This window comes from Flavobacterium geliluteum (assembly GCF_017948595.1).
Classification (GTDB): domain Bacteria; phylum Bacteroidota; class Bacteroidia; order Flavobacteriales; family Flavobacteriaceae; genus Flavobacterium; species Flavobacterium flavipigmentatum.
The window spans coordinates 1-16,740 of record NZ_JAGFBV010000009.1; the positions used below are offsets into that span (position 1 = coordinate 1).

Here is a 16,740-nt window from a genome sequence, read left to right on the forward strand (position 1 = left end):
TATTAAAAAATTATTCCCCAGAACAATACATGCTGTTACATTGGAAGGATTTCTAATAAAGCTTACATTGTTTGTATTCGGATTACAATTAAATAAAACAATTAACTAGCAACTTGAATTAATTATTCAAATGTATGTATTTAGTCGTAATTTTTTTCTTTAAAATTGAAAAGAGATGTATAAAAAAATGCGCTAGAATCTACTAGCGCATTTTGAATATTATAATTTAAGATATGACTCTCAATTATTTTTGGATTTTGATATCCGCAACAATTCTAGGATTAGAACCTACTCTAGTTAAAGATTTAACGTAGATAACTCCTTTTTTACCAGCAGCGTTTTTAAACAAAACGACAAGCGGTAATTTGCTGTCTGGAAATGACTCTTTATCATTAGCAATAGTTAGACTATTTAAGTCTTCTCCTTTTTCTAATTTATTGAATTTTCAATACAAATTAAGTATAATATAATTCATGTATTAGTTAATTCCACTAGTAATAACCCTCTTCTGAGTCATTTAAATAAAATATTAAAAAAATAATACATTTCTGATTTTAATTAATTATTAATAAAAATCAGAATTAAACTTTAGCACAAAATTTATATATATATTTGCGAAATAACTTAACAAATTTATACAAAATTTATGAAAAAATTACTGTTAATTACATTAGTAATTAGTTTAGTTGCTTGCTCAAGCGAAAATGATCTGGATTCTACAATTTCAAATTCTACAATTAAAGTAAAATCTTTTAAATCAAATCCGACTCCTGAAGACTACCTAAATATGCAATATCCCAAATATATGGAATCTGTTGCATTTTTTAAAGCAGAAAAAAGCTCATCAACTAAAAAAATTGATGCTGTATGGGTAAATACATACGTACCAGACTTGAACTTTCGAACAAAGTTAATTAGCATTGGAGCAGGTAGAGAAGATGCAGTTATTGGTGATCAATACATTGATATTGATAGAAATCTCCAAATTTTAGATGTTAGTAATTCTGGAATAAGTGATGTAACTGGATTAACTGGTTTTAAATCTTTAGCACAATTAAAAATTAACAATAATAATTTGACAAAATTAGCAGTTTCTCGCATGCAAACATTAAGATTGCTGGAATGCCAAAATAATAAAATAGAATTTTTAAATCTTGGTAGTTTATATCTTTTAGAGCAGTTATGGTGTCAAAACAATATGATAGATTCAATTTTTTTTCCAGAAAATTCAACAAATTTATGGGGTGTTTGGTGTTATAATAATAGGTTAACTTCTTTAGAGTTACATACTAATACTGGTGTAACAGATCTTTTTATTCAAGAAAACAAATTGACTTCATTAAATACTACTCAAGTTATAAACCTTAAACAAATAAATGTTTCAAACAATAATTGGGTTACATTAAACTTTAATTCTAATAATACATTAATTTCTTTATGGTGTACAAATAATGTATTATTATCAGACTTATACATAAAAAGTCCTAACGCAAATAACATTATAAATCAAGATTTCACACAAAATAAATATGGTCTAAAAGTTCATGTTCATGAAAATTTTTTAGCAAATGCAATTAGTATTTGGCCAAATTATGGTAATTCAATTTATGTTTTATAATAAACCTAATTTATAAAAACAAACCGCTTAAATTAATTTTTAGGCGGTTTGTTTATTTTATAGCTTTCGAAAATAAAATATTATTTTCGAAAGCTAATTTTGCGCAATCGATTACACTAATGAAATTTAATTTAAAAATGAAAAAAACTTTTCTTCTACTATTTCTATTATTTAGCTTAACTAATCTTTCTGCCCAAAACTATTACATGGAATCGCCTGAAGGATTTGGTGCTAAAGCTACTGGAGGCGGCACTTCAAATCCTGTTACAGTTGCATCTTACGAAGATTTAGTCGCAAAAATAAAATCGAATTCTCCCGAGATCATTTTAGTGTCCGGAACAATTACAATTCCGAGCGGAAAGCCTATACAGGAAATCGTTACGAATAAATCGATAATAGGATTACCAGGTGCGAAACTTGTAAATGAAAACCAATCGAATCCCGGAGCGGGGATTTTGTATTTAAAATCGGGTTCGAATAATGTAATCATCAGAAATCTAGTTTTTATTGGTCCCGGATCTTATGATATTGATGGTCAAGACAATTTAACAGCCGACTGCACGAATCTTTGGGTGGATCACTGCGAATTTCAGGATGGTCAGGACGGTAACTTTGACAATAAAGGAAAAACAGATAATGTCACTATTTCATGGTGTAAATTTACCTATCTAAAAGGTGCCAAATCAGGAGGTTTTGGAGGAGCAGATGATCATAGCTTCAGCAACTTAATTGGTTCTAACAAGAACGATTTTCCTGCTGACGGACACTACAGTATCACTTTTAAAAACTGTTATTGGGCTAAAGGCTGTAAACAAAGAATGCCCCGTGCCAGAAATGCCGAAATTCATATTCTAAATTGTTATTACAATACTCTTGAATCCGGTTCTTTGGCGATTGGTTTAGGTGGTGGAGTAAAAAATTCAACTTGTTATGTTGAAAGTACAGATTTTGCAAAAGTGGATAAGGTTTTTAGAGAATATACCAGCACAGACGGCGGAACCGTTGGAATCGCTTTTTCAAATTGTCGTAAAGGCCCTATGGATTTTGGCACCACAGTAAATAAGCCTTCTTATAATTATACAACAATTCCTTTAGGAAAAGTCGAAGAATATGTGGCTAATGCCTATTGTGGCGCCGGAGCAACACTTCAGGTTAGTTCTACTGGTGTGATAAGTACAAGTTGTAAACAATAAAAACGAATCACTATTTTTATTTGCATAAAAAAAACCGATTTGTTTCTGTTACAAATCGGTTTTTTTATGAATTGAAATACTTTTAAAAAGCTGCTTTCATTTTATCTTTTATAGCGTCCAGACACAAATTATTAATGCTTCCTTCATGCGTATGTTGGGTCTCTTTTGGAGATTGATACGTTCCCGCTTCCAATTGCTCTGCAACGGCTTTGTAAGCATCTCTAAAAGGCATTCCGCTTACAACCATTTCGTTTAAAGTATCTACCGTAAAAAGATAATCGTATTTTTTGTCTTTTAGAATATTGTCTTTTACCGTGATGTCTTTTACAGAGAAAATCGCAATATCCAAACACGCTTTTAGGTTTTGAAGCGCAGGAAACAAACCTTCTTTTAAAAGTTGTAAATCTCTGTGATAGCCACTTGGTAAATTATTGGTAATTAAAGTGATTTCGTATGGGAGTGCCTGAATTTTATTGCATTTTCCTCGAATTAGTTCGAATACATCAGGGTTCTTTTTGTGTGGCATGATGCTTGAACCTGTTGTAAGATGTGCCGGCAAACTGATGAAATCAAAGTTTTGGCTCATATACAAACAAACATCCATAGCAAATTTTGATAAAGTGGCAGCAACGCTACTCATGGCAAAAGCTACTGTTTTCTCTGCTTTTCCGCGGCTCATTTGTGCGGCAACGGCATTAAATTTTAACGTTTCAAAACCTAACTCCTGCGTGGTAAAAGTTCTGTTGATAGGAAAGGAACTTCCGTAACCAGCAGCAGATCCCAACGGATTTTGATCTACAATTTTTAATGCTGCGTTTAGCATCGTTACATCATCTATTAAACTTTCGGCGTAAGCAGAAAACCACATTCCGAATGACGACGGCATCGCGATTTGCAAATGCGTATAACCTGGTAATAAAACATTTTGGTGCTTTTCTGCAGATTCCATAAGCAAATCAAACAATGTTTTTACTTGTTCTTTTAAGGCTTTTAGTTCGTCTTTTAAATACAAATGCACATCTACTAAAACCTGATCGTTACGAGAGCGTGCCGTATGGATTTTCTTTCCGGCATCACCCAATTTTACAGTTAATAAATATTCTATTTTAGAATGTACATCCTCAAAACTGTCTTCGATTTCGAAATTTCCTTTTGCAATATCAGCGATAATTTCGTTTAAAGCCTCAACTAGAGAAGTTGTTTCTTCTGAAGTCAACAACCCAATTTGGCCTAACATTTTTGCATGTGCAATCGAACCTAAAGCATCGTATTTTGCGAGAACCAAATCGAGTTCACGATCATTACCAACTGTAAAATGTTCGATTTGTTTGTCTGTTGCAATTCCTTTTTCCCAAAGTTTCATAAGCTGTATGTTTTTTTGCTACACAGAGTTTCTCAAAGAAAAACTCAAAGATTCACAAAGTTTTATTTTAATTTATTGTGTTTCTTATTCACCGAATGTCCTAGCCCCGATAGTAGTGGAAATCCTTTTGTGCCGGGGTTCGGCACAAAAGATTGCAACGGATAGCGGGATTAGCTACTAAATAATATTATAATTTAAAGAAATCTGTTAGTATTTTGATGTACAAGTCGACACCTTCTTCGATTTCGTTGATAAAAATAAATTCGTCTGCTGAATGTGAACGCAGCGTTTCACCAGGTCCTAATTTTAGAGATTGGCAACTCAAAACCGATTGATCTGAAAGGGTTGGCGAGCCATAAGTTGTTCTTCCTAAAGCGATTCCAGCTTGGACCAAACCGTGCTCAATTGGAATAGAAGAAGCGTTTAAATGCATAGATCTTGGCGTAACCTCTGCTTTTACGTTGGCTTTTACGACTTCGAGAATTTCACTGTTCGAATAGCAATCGTTTACACGAATATCAATCACCAAATCACATTCTGATGGCACGACATTGTGCTGTTTCCCAGCATTAATCTGCGTTACAGTCATTTTTACGGGGCCCAAAACCTCTGAAATTTTATCGAATTGATAGTTTTTGAACCATTCCATTACTGGAATTGCTTTGTACAATGAATTGTCGTCGTTTTGATGTGCGGCGTGACTTGCCGTACCTTTTACTTTTACGTCAAGAACTAACAAACCTTTCTCAGCCACAGCCAATTGCATTAAAGTTGGCTCGCCTACTATGGCGCAATCTAAGGTTGGTAAATGTTGCAAAACACTGTTTAAGCCGTTTTTTCCGCTGCTTTCTTCTTCGGCGGAAGCCACAATCACAACATTATGAGACAAGTTTTGATTCTCATAAAAATGTACAAAAGTTGCTAATAATGATACCAAGCAGCCTCCTGCATCGTTGCTTCCTAGCCCGAATAGTTTGCCGTCTTTTTCTATGGCTTTAAACGGATCATTTGTATAGGCTTGATTGGGTCTTACGGTATCATGATGTGAATTCAGTAAAAGTGTCGGTTTGCTTGGGTCGAAATATTTATTGAACGCCCAAACATTATTATTTTCTCTCTTGAAAGGAATTTGATTTTGATTGAACCAGTTTTCTATTAAAAGTGCTGTTTGATCCTCTTCACTTGAAAAGGAAGGAGTTTCAATCAAATTTTTTAATAGACTAATTGCTTCCTGAGTAAGCGTTGCAATATTTTTCATAGTTATGGTTTCTTTGCCGAAAAGGCACGAAGTCACAAAGTTTTAATTAAATCTGTGACATTTTTAATTTGTGTAAATTTCTTAAATTAATATTTAAAATTAATAGCGCAATTCTATTTTTTTGCCACAGATTAAAAGAATTTTCACAGATTTTTAATCCTTTTTAATCCATTAATCTGTGGCATTACCTTTTATAAAGTAATGGTTGTATGCAGAACATCGGGATTTTGAAGCATTTTATGATGCCCTATTTTGATTTTCTGAACGCCTCTTGACAAACTATTAAAACAATTATCCAATTTTGGAATCATTCCGGAATGGATTACTTTTTCGGCTTTTAGTTGTTTATATAAATCTTCGTTTATGGTCGTAATTACCGAAGAATCATCTTCTGAATCTTGTAAAACACCTTGTTTTTCGAAACAATAGGTTAGCGTAACCTCAAAAACTTCCGATAAAGCAATGGATAGTTCACTTGCAATGGTATCGGCATTTGTGTTTAATAATTGTCCGTTTTTATCATGTGTAATGGCACAAAAAACGGGCACAATATTGTTTTCAAGTAATATTTTGAGTAAATTAGTATTGACTTGCTGTACATCGCCTACAAATCCGTAATCTATCGTGGGATGATTTCGTTTTGTCGACTGAATTAAATTCCCGTCTGCGCCTGAAAAACCAATAGCATTATTATCTTTTGCCTGCAATTGCGCCACAATATGTTTGTTGATTTGACCTGCGTAAATCATTACCACGACATCTAGCATTGGGGAATCTGTAATTCGGCGTCCCTCAATCATTTGAGGCACTAAACCAATACTTTCCGCCATTTTTGTGGCCGATTTTCCGCCACCGTGTACCAGCACTTTATAGCCTTGGATCTTAGAAAAATCAGTCAGGAATTGCTCTAATTCTGTTGGGTTGTCAATTATGTTACCGCCAATTTTTATTACTTTAACTTCCATTTTTTAAGATTCTGAGTTGCTAAGTTGGTAAGTTGCTAAGTTTTTTTCTAATTTGATAGAGACTTAGCAACTCAGAACTTTAGCAACTTTATTTATAACTTCTTTAAAATTTTCTGTAAAACCAATTGTGCCGAATAGGTTCTGTTATTCGCCTGCTGAATTACGATTGAATTTTCGCTATCGATCACTTCGTCACTTACTATCACATTACGACGAACTGGGAGGCAATGCATGAACTTTCCATTATTGGTAAGAGCCATTTTCTCTGCTGTAACAGTCCAACTTGGGTCGATATTGGTTACTTTTCCGTAGTCGTTAAAATTGCTCCAGTTTTTTACATACACAAAATCGGCGTTTTCAAATGCTTTATTTTGGTCGTATTCTATTTTGCAATCTTTGATAATTTCCGGACTTAATTCGTAACCCTCAGGATGCGTGATTACAAAATCCATGTCTTTTTGCATCTGCATCATTTCTACAAAAGAATTGGCAACCGCCTGTGGCAAAGCCTTTGGATGAGGTGCCCACGAAAGCACTACTTTTGGTTTGTGTTTTGTTTTGTATTCCTCCATTGTGATGGCGTCTGCCAAAGATTGCATCGGATGACGGACAGCACTTTCCATGTTAACAATGGGCACAGTAGCATGCTTTAAAAATCCTGAAATTACCGTTTCGGCATAATCTTTTTCTTTGTCCATTAAACCTGCAAAGGCACGAATGGCAATAATATCACAATATTGCGACACTACTTCGGCGGCTTCTTTGATGTGTTCTGAAGCACCAGAATCCATGATGGCGCCGTCTTCAAATTCTAACGTCCAGCCTTCATTGGTAAAATTCATTACCATAACATTCATTCCTAAATTTAAAGCCGCTTTTTGCGTACTCAAACGCGTTCTCAGACTCGGATTAAAAAATAACATTCCCAATGTTTTATTTTTTCCTAACTTCTGATTTTTAAGTGGGTTCTTTTTGATTTTTAACGCACTTTTTACCCATTTTGATAATGAGTCGATATCTTGAATTGAAATGTAATTCATTGTTTTTTGTTTAATCGGTTAATGGTTAAATTGTTTATTTGATTAAAAAATTAACTTTATATTTTTCTGTTCTTTGTAGCGCTATCGATTAACCGAATTAACGATTAAACAAATAAACATTGCTACACAATTTTCGTAAACGGAATTTCGTCTTTTAATGCTTTTAAAATAAAATTATCATCCAATCCGTTGACGATCCAGGTTTCTATATTGGCCGCTTTTGCAATTCCGGCCGCTTCAATTTTCGATTGCATTCCGCCTGTTCCGTGTGATGATTTTGATTCTCCAATTTCTTTTTCTAAAGTTTCTAAATCCTTTACTAATTGTATAGTTTCGGGAATTTTATCATAAATGGAATTTTTCGTGTAAATGCCATTTGTATTGGTCGCAATGATAAGAATATCAACATTTAAAAGAACCGCCGTTAAAGCAGCTAGTTTGTCATTATCGCCAAACCGAATCTCATCTGTCGCAACAGTATCGTTTTCATTAATAATTGGAATATAATTATTTTCTACCAAAACATTGATGGTATTGACAATATTTACTTTTGATTGCTCTTTTTCGAAATCTGAATAAGACAATAAACATTGCGATGTCAACAATCCTAAATCACTGAAATTTTCATGAAAAATCCGCATTAAATGAGGCTGACCAATCGAAGCCAAAGCTTGTTTCAATGCAATTTCTTTGCCTTTACTTTCGAGTTTTACAAATTGCTTTGCGGCGGCTATAGCTCCAGAACTCACGATTACAAATTCGTAATCTTTGTTTAAAGCGGCGATTTGCATACCAATATCTTCGATTTTTCCCCGCGAAATATGATTGGTTTCCTTAGTTAAAGTATTGCTTCCTATTTTTAATAAAATCCGCTTTTTTCCCATTTTTATTATTTTAACTGCAGTTTTTTAACCGCAAGTGCGCAAGGTTTTTTTATAATGTTGTGTTTACAAACGCTAAAGTTCACAAAGCTATATCATTAAATAAATTCCAAATTTTTAAATTCCAATAATCAAAAATCAGAAATCGTTAATCATCAATCTAAAATCTAAAATTACCTAATCTGTCCCTCTCCGTAAACATACCATTTATTGGTAACCAAATGTTGCAAACCAATGGGGCCTCTTTGGTGCAATTTATCGGTGCTTATCGCTAATTCTCCGCCCAAACCAAACTGTCCGCCGTCTGTAAAACGAGTCGAAGCATTTTGATAAACCGCCGCCGCATCAACAGCTTCCATAAATTCTTGTGCTACTTTATTCTCTTTTGTGATAATAACAGCCGAATGTCCGCCACAATATTTATTGATTTTTTCGATTGCATGTTCTTCAGAATCAATTGCTCCAATTACAATTTTATAATCTAAAAATTCTTCATACCAAATATCTTCGTTTTGGAATGTTGTTGTATTTTCAAAGCTTTTTAAAGACTCATCCACAATCACTTCTACCTTCGTCTCAATTAAAGCTTCGATCAAAATAGCGGCAAAACCTTCAAAATTGGGTAATCTGGAATCAATTAGCACTTTATCAACCGCATTACACGCCGAAATTTTAGACGTTTTGGCATTTACAATTACTTTCAAAGCCAAATCAGTATCTGCATTTGCATGAACGTAGATAAAATTATTGCCTCGGCCGCTAACAATTACAGGGCAAGTAGCATGTTGTTTGACAAATTCGATTAATTTTTCTCCGCCTCTTGGCACAATCAAATCTACTTTTTGAGTCGGTTTTTCTAAAAAAGCCTGGGTTTCGGCACGATCAAAATTCAAATATTCTACCCAATCTTTAGCAACGCCATTCTCTTCCAAGGCTTGGTGCCACAAACTCACAATCTTTAAATTGGACTGCAACGCTTCTTTTCCTCCTTTTAATAGTATTTTATTTCCGGATTTAAAGGCTATTCCACCAGCTTCGATCGTTACATCTGGTCGAGATTCGTAAATAATCAAAATTGTACCAAAAGCAGCCGTTTTATTAATGACTTTGATGCCATTGTCATGAATAAAATGAAAACGCTCTACTCCAACCGGATCTTCCTGAGAAGCCAATTGATTGAGTGACAAAATCATTTCATCAACCTTTTTATCATCTACTTTTAAGCGTTCTTCCATAGCCAAATCTGAGCCATCGTAAGCCAGTAAATCTTCCTGATTGGTGAGAATTATTTGACTCCGCTCCTGCTCGACCAGCTTTGCCATGGTATGCAAAACTAAGTTTCGTTTTTCGATTGATAATGGATTCATTTTTTTTGTTTAAATGGTTAATCGTTAATTCGTTTAATCGATTAACCAGTTAAACGATTAAATAAATTAACATTATAGCTCTTCCAAACTTTCTTTTAAAGCTACAATAAAGGTATCAATATCTGCTTTTTTTACTGTTAATGGTGGTAAAATTCTCAAGAGATTTTTATTGCTGGCACTTCCTGTAAAAATATGTTTCTCCATAATTAGTTTTTTTCTCAAGGCGCTTACATCAAAATCAAATTCAACTCCGAGCATCAAACCTTTACCTTTTACTTGTTTGATTCCAGGCACTTGTTTGATTTGTTCTGAAAAATAAGCCGAAACTTCGTTTACATTGTCTTGTAGTTTCAATTTTTCCATGACATCCAGAACCGCAATTCCAGCTGCACAAGACAAATGGCTTCCGCCGAAGGTTGTTCCTAATAAACCGAAACTTGCCTCGAATTTTGGAGAAATCAAAATTCCTCCCACCGGAAAACCATTCCCCATTCCTTTCGCAACCGAGATAATATCAGCATTGATTCCGTGATGCTGGAAAGCGAAAAACTTTCCGCTTCTTCCGTAGCCTGATTGTACTTCATCCAAAATCAAAACAACATCGTGTTTTTTACATGCTTTTTCCAAAGCTTGAAAAAATTCTGTTGTTCCCTGATCTAAACCTCCAACGCCCTGAATTCCTTCGATAATTACAGCAGAAACATCCCCTTTTGCAAGTTCTGCTTCGACTAATTCGATTTGGTTAAGAGGTAAAAAAGTCACAACTTGCTGTGCATTAATTGGGGCTACAATTTTTTTATTGTCTGTAACCGCAACGGCGGCAGAAGTTCTTCCGTGGAAAGAATTATCAAAAGCGATAATTCTCGATTTCCCGTTATGGAAAGAGGCTAATTTCAAGGCATTTTCATTCGCTTCAGCACCAGAACTGCACAAAAACAACTCATAATCTTCTAAACCCGAAAGCTTGCCTAATTTCTGCGCCAATTCAACCTGCAAAGGATTCTGAATCGCATTCGAATAAAATCCTAAATGATCTAATTGATTTTTTAATTTTTCTACATAATCAGGTTGCGTATGGCCAATCGAAATCACACCATGTCCGCTATATAAGTCTAAATATTCCACTCCGTTAATGTCTGTAATCGTGCAATCTATTGCTTTTACAGGCGTTATATCATATAATGGGTAAACGTTGAATAAATTCATCTTGTTTTTTGTTTATTTTGTTTCAGGTTTCATGTTTCAAGTTATACACAACGTAAAACTTGGAACTTTAAACTTGAAACTATTGTTAAGCTTCCTGTTTCTTGTTTCATGTTACCTACAGAAAGTGGAACCTGAAACTTTAAACCTGAAACAAATTTTTCCTAAAATCCGCTTGGTTTCAAATGTAAACCTGTGGTTTCTTCTAGTCCGAACATTAAATTCATGTTTTGAATCGCTTGTCCCGAAGCACCTTTGGTTAAGTTATCAATGATTGAAGTGATTAAAATCCGGTTCCCTTTTTTTAATAAACTGATGATACATTTGTTGGTTTGAACGACTTGTTTCATGTTGATGTTTGTCGTTGTAACGGTTACAAAAGGCTCACTTTTATAGTAATCTTCGTATTTGGCAACCAAATCTTCTAAACTTTCATCAGAAGTCGTATACAAAGTCGCGAAAATTCCTCGAGTAAAATCTCCTCTATTCGGAACAAAAATCAGTTCGTCTGAAAAATCTGCTTGCAATTGATTCACACTTTGGTAGATTTCTCCCAAATGTTGGTGTTCAAAAGCTTTGTAATGCGACATGTTATTGTTTCTCCAGCTAAAATGCGAGGTTTCGGCAAGACTTACACCAGCACCCGTACTTCCAGTAGTCGCATTAATATGAACGTCATTTTTTAGCAAGTTATTTTTAGCCAAAGGCAATAAAGCCAACTGAATCGCCGTAGCAAAACAACCCGGATTTGCAATGCAATTTGCTTTTTTTATAGCCTTTTTATTCAATTCAGGTAAGCCGTAAACGAATTCTTTTCCTTCGAAATGAGCATCTTTGGTCAATCTGAAGTCATTTCCTAAATCGATGATTTTAGTGTGACTCGCAAATTGATTTTCTTTCAAAAAAGAAATCGATTTTCCGTGACCCAAACATAAAAAAACCACATTTACATTGGGATTAATAGTATCTGTAAAATTCATTTCGATATCCCCCATCAAATCGTGATGCGCCACAGAAAGTGGTTTCCCCGAATTGGTCGTACTGTAAACAAAATCGATGTTTACATGGGGATGATACATTAATATTCTGATGAGTTCTCCGGCTGTGTAGCCAGACCCACCAATTATTCCGATATTAATCATGGTTTAAATGATTTACAGATGAAAATATATTTTGTGCATTTCCTAAAATCTTAATAAATCCTTTGGCATCATTAGACGTCCAAGCATTGTTCATCTCACCGTATTGTCCAAAACCTGTATTCATCAAATCATTATCAGATTCAATTCCGTCAAGCGAAAAATGATATGGTTTTAGTGAAACGGTTACAACTCCATTTACAGTTGCCTGCGTGTCTTGCAAAAATGTTTCGATGTTACGCATTACAGGATCTAAAAACTGACCTTCGTGAAATAACATTCCGTACCAGTTTCCTAATTGCTCTTTCCAGTATTGCTGCCATTTACCCAATGTATGTTTCTCTAATAAATGGTGTGCTTTGATAATAATTAAAGGAGCAGCAGCCTCAAAACCAACTCTTCCTTTAATTCCGATAATGGTATCACCTACGTGAATGTCACGCCCGATTGCGTAAGCGTTTGCCAGTTTTTCAAGCGCAACAATATTGTTTGAAGGTTTGTCGATGGTACCATTTATACCTACCAATTCTCCTTTTTCAAAATGCAAAGTCACTTTTTCTTCGCCTTCTTTTTGCAATTGCGAAGGATATGCTTCACTTGGCAACGGTTTACCCGACGTCAAAGTCTCTTTTCCTCCAACACTGGTTCCCCAAAGTCCTTTATTGATAGAATATTGTGCTTTCTCCCAAGAATAATGTACTCCGTTTTGAGCCAAATAATCTACTTCTTCCTGTCTCGAGAGTTTCAAATCTCTAATTGGGGTGATAATTTCAATTTCGGGAGCAATAGTTTGGAAAATCAAGTCAAAACGAATTTGATCATTTCCTGCGCCTGTGCTTCCGTGCGCGATAGCGCTTGCACCCACTTTTTTGGCATATTTTATAGCTTCAATAGCCTGAAAAACACGCTCAGCACTAACTGATAAAGGATACGTATTGTTTTTTAATACGTTTCCGAAAATCAAATATTTTATCGCTTTGTCATAATATTTATCTACAATGGTTAAGTTAGCGTGTTGCGCGCTTCCTAATTCGTAGGCTCTTTTTTCAATTGCTGATAATTCTTCAGCATCAAATCCTCCTGTATCTACTAGTACGGTATGCACTTCGTATCCTTTTTCGTTTTTTAAATATTTCAAACAATACGAGGTATCCAATCCTCCACTATAAGCTAATACAACTTTTTTCATTTTTTATAATTTAGGCCAATACTTTCGTATTCAGCAAGTTTGAGATTTCGTTTTAATTAATATTCTTAGGATAAAAAACCGAAAGACAGCATTTTATTCAAAAATAAAGATTGCTTAATTTTTTTCAATCTTTTCAAAACAGCTTCATTAAAAGGATGTCTTGGCGGATCTTTTTGTTTTTCTTTAGGATCGTACAACATTCCAGTACATAGACACATTTTATTCTCTTTGCTTTTTAGAATTTCATAATTCGTACAGGTTTTACAGCCTGACCAAAAACTCGGATCTGTGGTAAGCTCTGAGAATGGCACAGGTTTATAACCTAAATCAGAGTTGATTTTCATGACAGCCAAACCGGTTGTAATACCAAATATCTTGGCATCTGGATATCTTTTTAGTGAATAATCAAACACTTTTGACTTGATTTTTTTGGCTAAACCTAAGCTTCGGTAATCCGGATGCACAATTAAGCCGGAATGTGCCACGAATTTTCCGTGTTGCCAACTTTCGATATAACAAAAACCTGCAAATTTTCCGTCTGCCAAAGCAATCATCGCATCACCGCTCGACATTTTTTTCTGAATGTATTCAGGAGTCCTTTTAGCAATCCCCGTACCTCTTAATAAGGCCGATGATTCTATCGTGTCGCAAATTTCTTGCGCAAATTTGAAGTGTTCTTCCTGAGTAACAACAATAGAGATTTTCATTTCAATAGTTGAAGTTAGAGTTATAAATTAAAGCATTTTGTTGAGTTTGAAATCTGAAAACCAATACAATAAAAATAGACAAGACAGAAGTAACTTTCTTAAAATCAAATAGTTGATTTAAAAAATTAAGAACACAATATGTACTTTTAGGATAGGTTTGCCCAATGGACAAATGATGTGATTTCAAAATGAAAAATGAATATAAATAAATACGCGGCGAAAAACTCTGTGAATACTATAGAGATAGCATCCGTACTTCGGGAGAAGTAGCAGGTGAGTTTGTCCGTGACAAAGAAGTTGTATGTAAACTTATTTTATTCATCGGTGCAAAAATACACTATTTTTTTATTCGTAAAACAAATTTTTAAAATTCTAACATATTTTTATCATATTGTGATTTTTGATCACAAAAAAACCCGATAGTAATCATTAACTATCGGGTTTTCAGAATTTTATTATTTTAAAAAATTACTTTTTAGTAAACGGAATCACCTGCCCATTATCTAAAATAATCATATCAAAACCTGTTTTAGCTTCATTAAATTTAAATTTTAGCCCCGCACGTTTCGATTCAAAACTATCTTTTTCGCCTGCTATTGGCTCTAAAGTAAACTTTGGATAATTGGTAATTTCGGCATTCAAAGTGCTATTTTTCTCTGTAAGCTCGATTGTTAAAGGTGCTGTTGGTGTAGAAAAAAGACCTAAATATCCGTCTAAAACAATGTCTTTTTCTACTTTCCCTGTTCCTGTTGTCCAAACATTATTACTTTCGTTATAATCCGGAAAAACGTGATCTGGATCTAATGTTATGCTCTCTATTTCTTCTGTAGAATTATGCTTGAAAGACCAGTCTTTGTTACGTTGCCATATTTCGACCGGCAATTTAACTCTTTGTACTTTTCCGCTTTTTGTTTTCACATCCAAAACAATTGGCATAGGCATTTTATCAAAATTTTCAACTGTAATGATAACGCCTTTGGCAGGATCATTTTTTACATATTTGACAGAATTGATGCCTTGGTCAAAACGCCAGTTATTTACGAACCAGCTTCTCCAGAACCAACTTAAATCTTCTCCAGCAACATTTTCGATAGTTCTAAAAAAATCATCAGGAGTTGGATGCTTGTACGCCCAACGCTCTATATAAGTACGCAATGCTTTATCAAAACGTTCCTCTCCCAAAACTTGCTCTCTCAAAATTACCAATCCTGCGCCAGGCTTTGCATAACATAAAACGCCAATATTGGCTTCTTTCATATTATCTGGCGAACTCATAATTGTTTCTAATTTTGGACTCGTAAAATATTCTGCCTCTTGATGTAAATTAGCCGCTGGCTGTTTGTACTCACCATTATTAAAGTCATAAGAGCTTACAGAATTGATAAAAGTGTTAAAACCTTCATCCATCCAAGCAAATAAACGCTCGTTTGACCCCACAATCATCGGGAACCAAATATGTCCAAACTCGTGATCGGTTACTCCCCATAAATCATCTCCTTTAGCCTTCCATCCGCAGAAAACAATTCCAGGATATTCCATACCACCTTCGTTTCCTGCCACGTTTGTAGCTGCTGGATAAGGATATTCAAACCATCTTTTAGAATAATTTTCGATAGATGCTTTGGTGTATTCTGTAGAACGACCCCAAGCCTCATTACCGGAACTTTCTACAGGATAAGCAGACAATGCCAACGCTTTTTTGCCACTTGGCAAGTTAATTTTTGCTCCGTCTAAAATGAAAGCCGGAGAAGATGCCCAAGAAAAATCACGAGCATTTTTTATCTGATAATGCCACGTTTTTTCAGCGGTTGCATTTGTATTTGCTGTTGCGGCCACTTCATCAGCAGAGCGAATAACAATCGTTTTGTCACTTTGCTTTGCATCATTGTATTTTTTTAGCTGTTCTGCCGAAAAAACCTGAGAACCGTTGATCAACTCACCAGAACCTACCACATAATGATTGGCCGGCGCTGTAATTTTTACATCAAAATCACCGTATTCTAAGTAAAACTCAGAAGCTCCCAAATACGGATTTGTGTTCCAGCCTCGTACATCATCGTACACACACATACGCGGGTACCATTGTGCGATTGTAAAAATCTTTCCGTTTTTGGTTTCTAAAACTCCCATTCTATCCGATCCTTCAAACGGAGCGATAAAAGAGAATTCTATTTTAATTTTTACAGAACCTCCTTTAGAAGCCAATTCTCCTGGAAGAAAAATTTGCATTCTGGTGTCGGTCACAATATATTTTGCCTCTACCTCTGTCTTTGTTTTTCCACCAGAAATAACTTTAACCGATTTGATTTTATTTCCGCCATCAAAAACCTGACCCTGAGCACCATTACGACTTCCTGTCAAGGGCAAAATTGCATTTCCCCTTGAATCTGATTTGAATAAATTTTGGTCCAAATTCAACCAAACAAACGATAATTTATCAGGACTATTATTAGTATAAGTAATTTCATCGGTACCAATAATTTCATTGGTAGCATTGTTCAACTTTACCGTTATCGCATAATCGGCTCTGTTTTGCCAATACTCAACACCTGGCTGACCACTTGCAGAACGAGTTGGTGTGCCATTTTTTGTGTAAAAATGAGGTGCAAACGCATCATGATAATCATAGTTATTAACCGGAGTCGCGGCTCCTGTAGATGGGGTTTGTTGCGCCCAAACAGAAGACATTCCAGCAAACAAAGCCATCGTTAAAAAGGCTTTTAAGGTTTGTTTTTTCATACTTTTTAGCTATTTATCTAGCAAATTAATGAAAAAAAAAGGTATTTATATAGAAAAATTAAAGCGTAAATTTATTTT

General features: G+C 34.8%; 13 protein-coding genes and 1 pseudogene. 3 read left to right on the forward strand and 11 right to left on the reverse strand.

Going from position 1 to position 16,740, the window contains the following annotated elements; genetic code table 11:
* The 3 genes and pseudogenes from J3495_RS19435 to J3495_RS07195 form a co-directional block, all read left to right on the forward strand.
* Positions 1-109: pseudogene (locus tag J3495_RS19435) on the forward strand (IS982 family transposase); the annotation flags it as partial.
* Positions 110-646: 537 nt separating this feature from the next.
* Positions 647-1,618, forward strand: a complete 972-nt coding sequence (locus J3495_RS07190) for a leucine-rich repeat domain-containing protein (RefSeq protein WP_210665878.1) — start codon at positions 647-649, stop codon at positions 1,616-1,618.
* Positions 1,619-1,755: 137 nt separating this feature from the next.
* Positions 1,756-2,811: a pectate lyase family protein gene (locus J3495_RS07195; RefSeq protein WP_210665879.1), complete on the forward strand. Its 1,056-nt coding sequence runs from the start codon at positions 1,756-1,758 to the stop codon at positions 2,809-2,811.
* Between the two features lie 82 nt (positions 2,812-2,893).
* On the opposite strand, the gene argH is transcribed toward J3495_RS07195, so the two are convergent.
* The 11 genes from argH to J3495_RS07250 form a co-directional block, all read right to left on the reverse strand.
* Positions 2,894-4,174 carry an argininosuccinate lyase gene (gene argH / locus J3495_RS07200; protein ID WP_210665880.1) on the reverse strand — a complete coding sequence of 427 codons (1,281 nt, stop codon included), beginning with the start codon at positions 4,172-4,174 and terminating at the stop codon, positions 2,894-2,896.
* Positions 4,175-4,361: 187 nt separating this feature from the next.
* On the reverse strand, positions 4,362-5,432 hold the full coding sequence (locus J3495_RS07205) for a M20 family metallo-hydrolase (RefSeq protein WP_210665881.1): 1,071 nt from the start codon (positions 5,430-5,432) through the stop codon (positions 4,362-4,364).
* 191 nt (positions 5,433-5,623) lie between these two features.
* Entirely contained in the window at positions 5,624-6,397 is a 774-nt protein-coding gene (gene argB / locus J3495_RS07210) for an acetylglutamate kinase (RefSeq protein WP_210665882.1), read from the reverse strand.
* 92 nt (positions 6,398-6,489) lie between these two features.
* The gene (locus J3495_RS07215) at positions 6,490-7,437 is read right to left on the reverse strand and encodes an N-acetylornithine carbamoyltransferase (protein ID WP_210665883.1); all 948 of its coding nucleotides are present in this window, start codon (positions 7,435-7,437) and stop codon (positions 6,490-6,492) included.
* Between the two features lie 122 nt (positions 7,438-7,559).
* Positions 7,560-8,321: a glutamate 5-kinase gene (gene proB / locus J3495_RS07220; protein WP_210665884.1), complete on the reverse strand. Its 762-nt coding sequence runs from the start codon at positions 8,319-8,321 to the stop codon at positions 7,560-7,562.
* A 170-nt stretch (positions 8,322-8,491) separates the two neighbouring features.
* Entirely contained in the window at positions 8,492-9,685 is a 1,194-nt protein-coding gene (locus J3495_RS07225) for a glutamate-5-semialdehyde dehydrogenase (RefSeq protein ID WP_210665885.1), read from the reverse strand.
* Between the two features lie 72 nt (positions 9,686-9,757).
* Positions 9,758-10,891, reverse strand: a complete 1,134-nt coding sequence (locus J3495_RS07230) for an aspartate aminotransferase family protein (protein WP_210665886.1) — start codon at positions 10,889-10,891, stop codon at positions 9,758-9,760.
* Between the two features lie 161 nt (positions 10,892-11,052).
* On the reverse strand, positions 11,053-12,030 hold the full coding sequence (gene argC / locus J3495_RS07235; RefSeq protein WP_210665887.1) for an N-acetyl-gamma-glutamyl-phosphate reductase: 978 nt from the start codon (positions 12,028-12,030) through the stop codon (positions 11,053-11,055).
* On the reverse strand, positions 12,023-13,216 hold the full coding sequence (locus J3495_RS07240) for an argininosuccinate synthase (protein ID WP_210665888.1): 1,194 nt from the start codon (positions 13,214-13,216) through the stop codon (positions 12,023-12,025). The genes argC and J3495_RS07240 overlap by 8 nt, the downstream gene beginning before the upstream one ends.
* A 65-nt stretch (positions 13,217-13,281) precedes the next feature.
* Complete coding sequence (locus J3495_RS07245; RefSeq protein WP_210665889.1) at positions 13,282-13,923, reverse strand: GNAT family N-acetyltransferase; 642 nt, start codon at positions 13,921-13,923, stop codon at positions 13,282-13,284.
* Positions 13,924-14,391: 468 nt separating this feature from the next.
* Positions 14,392-16,662 carry a M1 family metallopeptidase gene (locus tag J3495_RS07250; RefSeq protein WP_210665890.1) on the reverse strand — a complete coding sequence of 757 codons (2,271 nt, stop codon included), beginning with the start codon at positions 16,660-16,662 and terminating at the stop codon, positions 14,392-14,394.
* Between the last annotated feature and the right edge of the window lie 78 nt (positions 16,663-16,740).

Coding starts and splice junctions, on each gene's coding strand:
- J3495_RS07250 (WP_210665890.1), bottom strand. CDS start 16,662: ATGAAAAAACAAACCTTAAAAGCCTTTTTAACGATGGCTTTGTTTGCT.
- J3495_RS07230 (WP_210665886.1), bottom strand. CDS start 10,891: ATGAATTTATTCAACGTTTACCCATTATATGATATAACGCCTGTAAAA.
- J3495_RS07205 (WP_210665881.1), bottom strand. CDS start 5,432: ATGAAAAATATTGCAACGCTTACTCAGGAAGCAATTAGTCTATTAAAA.
- J3495_RS07215 (WP_210665883.1), bottom strand. CDS start 7,437: ATGAATTACATTTCAATTCAAGATATCGACTCATTATCAAAATGGGTA.
- J3495_RS07195 (WP_210665879.1), top strand. CDS start 1,756: ATGAAAAAAACTTTTCTTCTACTATTTCTATTATTTAGCTTAACTAAT.
- proB (WP_210665884.1), bottom strand. CDS start 8,321: ATGGGAAAAAAGCGGATTTTATTAAAAATAGGAAGCAATACTTTAACT.
- J3495_RS07245 (WP_210665889.1), bottom strand. CDS start 13,923: ATGAAAATCTCTATTGTTGTTACTCAGGAAGAACACTTCAAATTTGCG.
- argC (WP_210665887.1), bottom strand. CDS start 12,030: ATGATTAATATCGGAATAATTGGTGGGTCTGGCTACACAGCCGGAGAA.
- J3495_RS07225 (WP_210665885.1), bottom strand. CDS start 9,685: ATGAATCCATTATCAATCGAAAAACGAAACTTAGTTTTGCATACCATG.
- J3495_RS07190 (WP_210665878.1), top strand. CDS start 647: ATGAAAAAATTACTGTTAATTACATTAGTAATTAGTTTAGTTGCTTGC.
- argH (WP_210665880.1), bottom strand. CDS start 4,174: ATGAAACTTTGGGAAAAAGGAATTGCAACAGACAAACAAATCGAACAT.
- argB (WP_210665882.1), bottom strand. CDS start 6,397: ATGGAAGTTAAAGTAATAAAAATTGGCGGTAACATAATTGACAACCCA.
- J3495_RS07240 (WP_210665888.1), bottom strand. CDS start 13,216: ATGAAAAAAGTTGTATTAGCTTATAGTGGAGGATTGGATACCTCGTAT.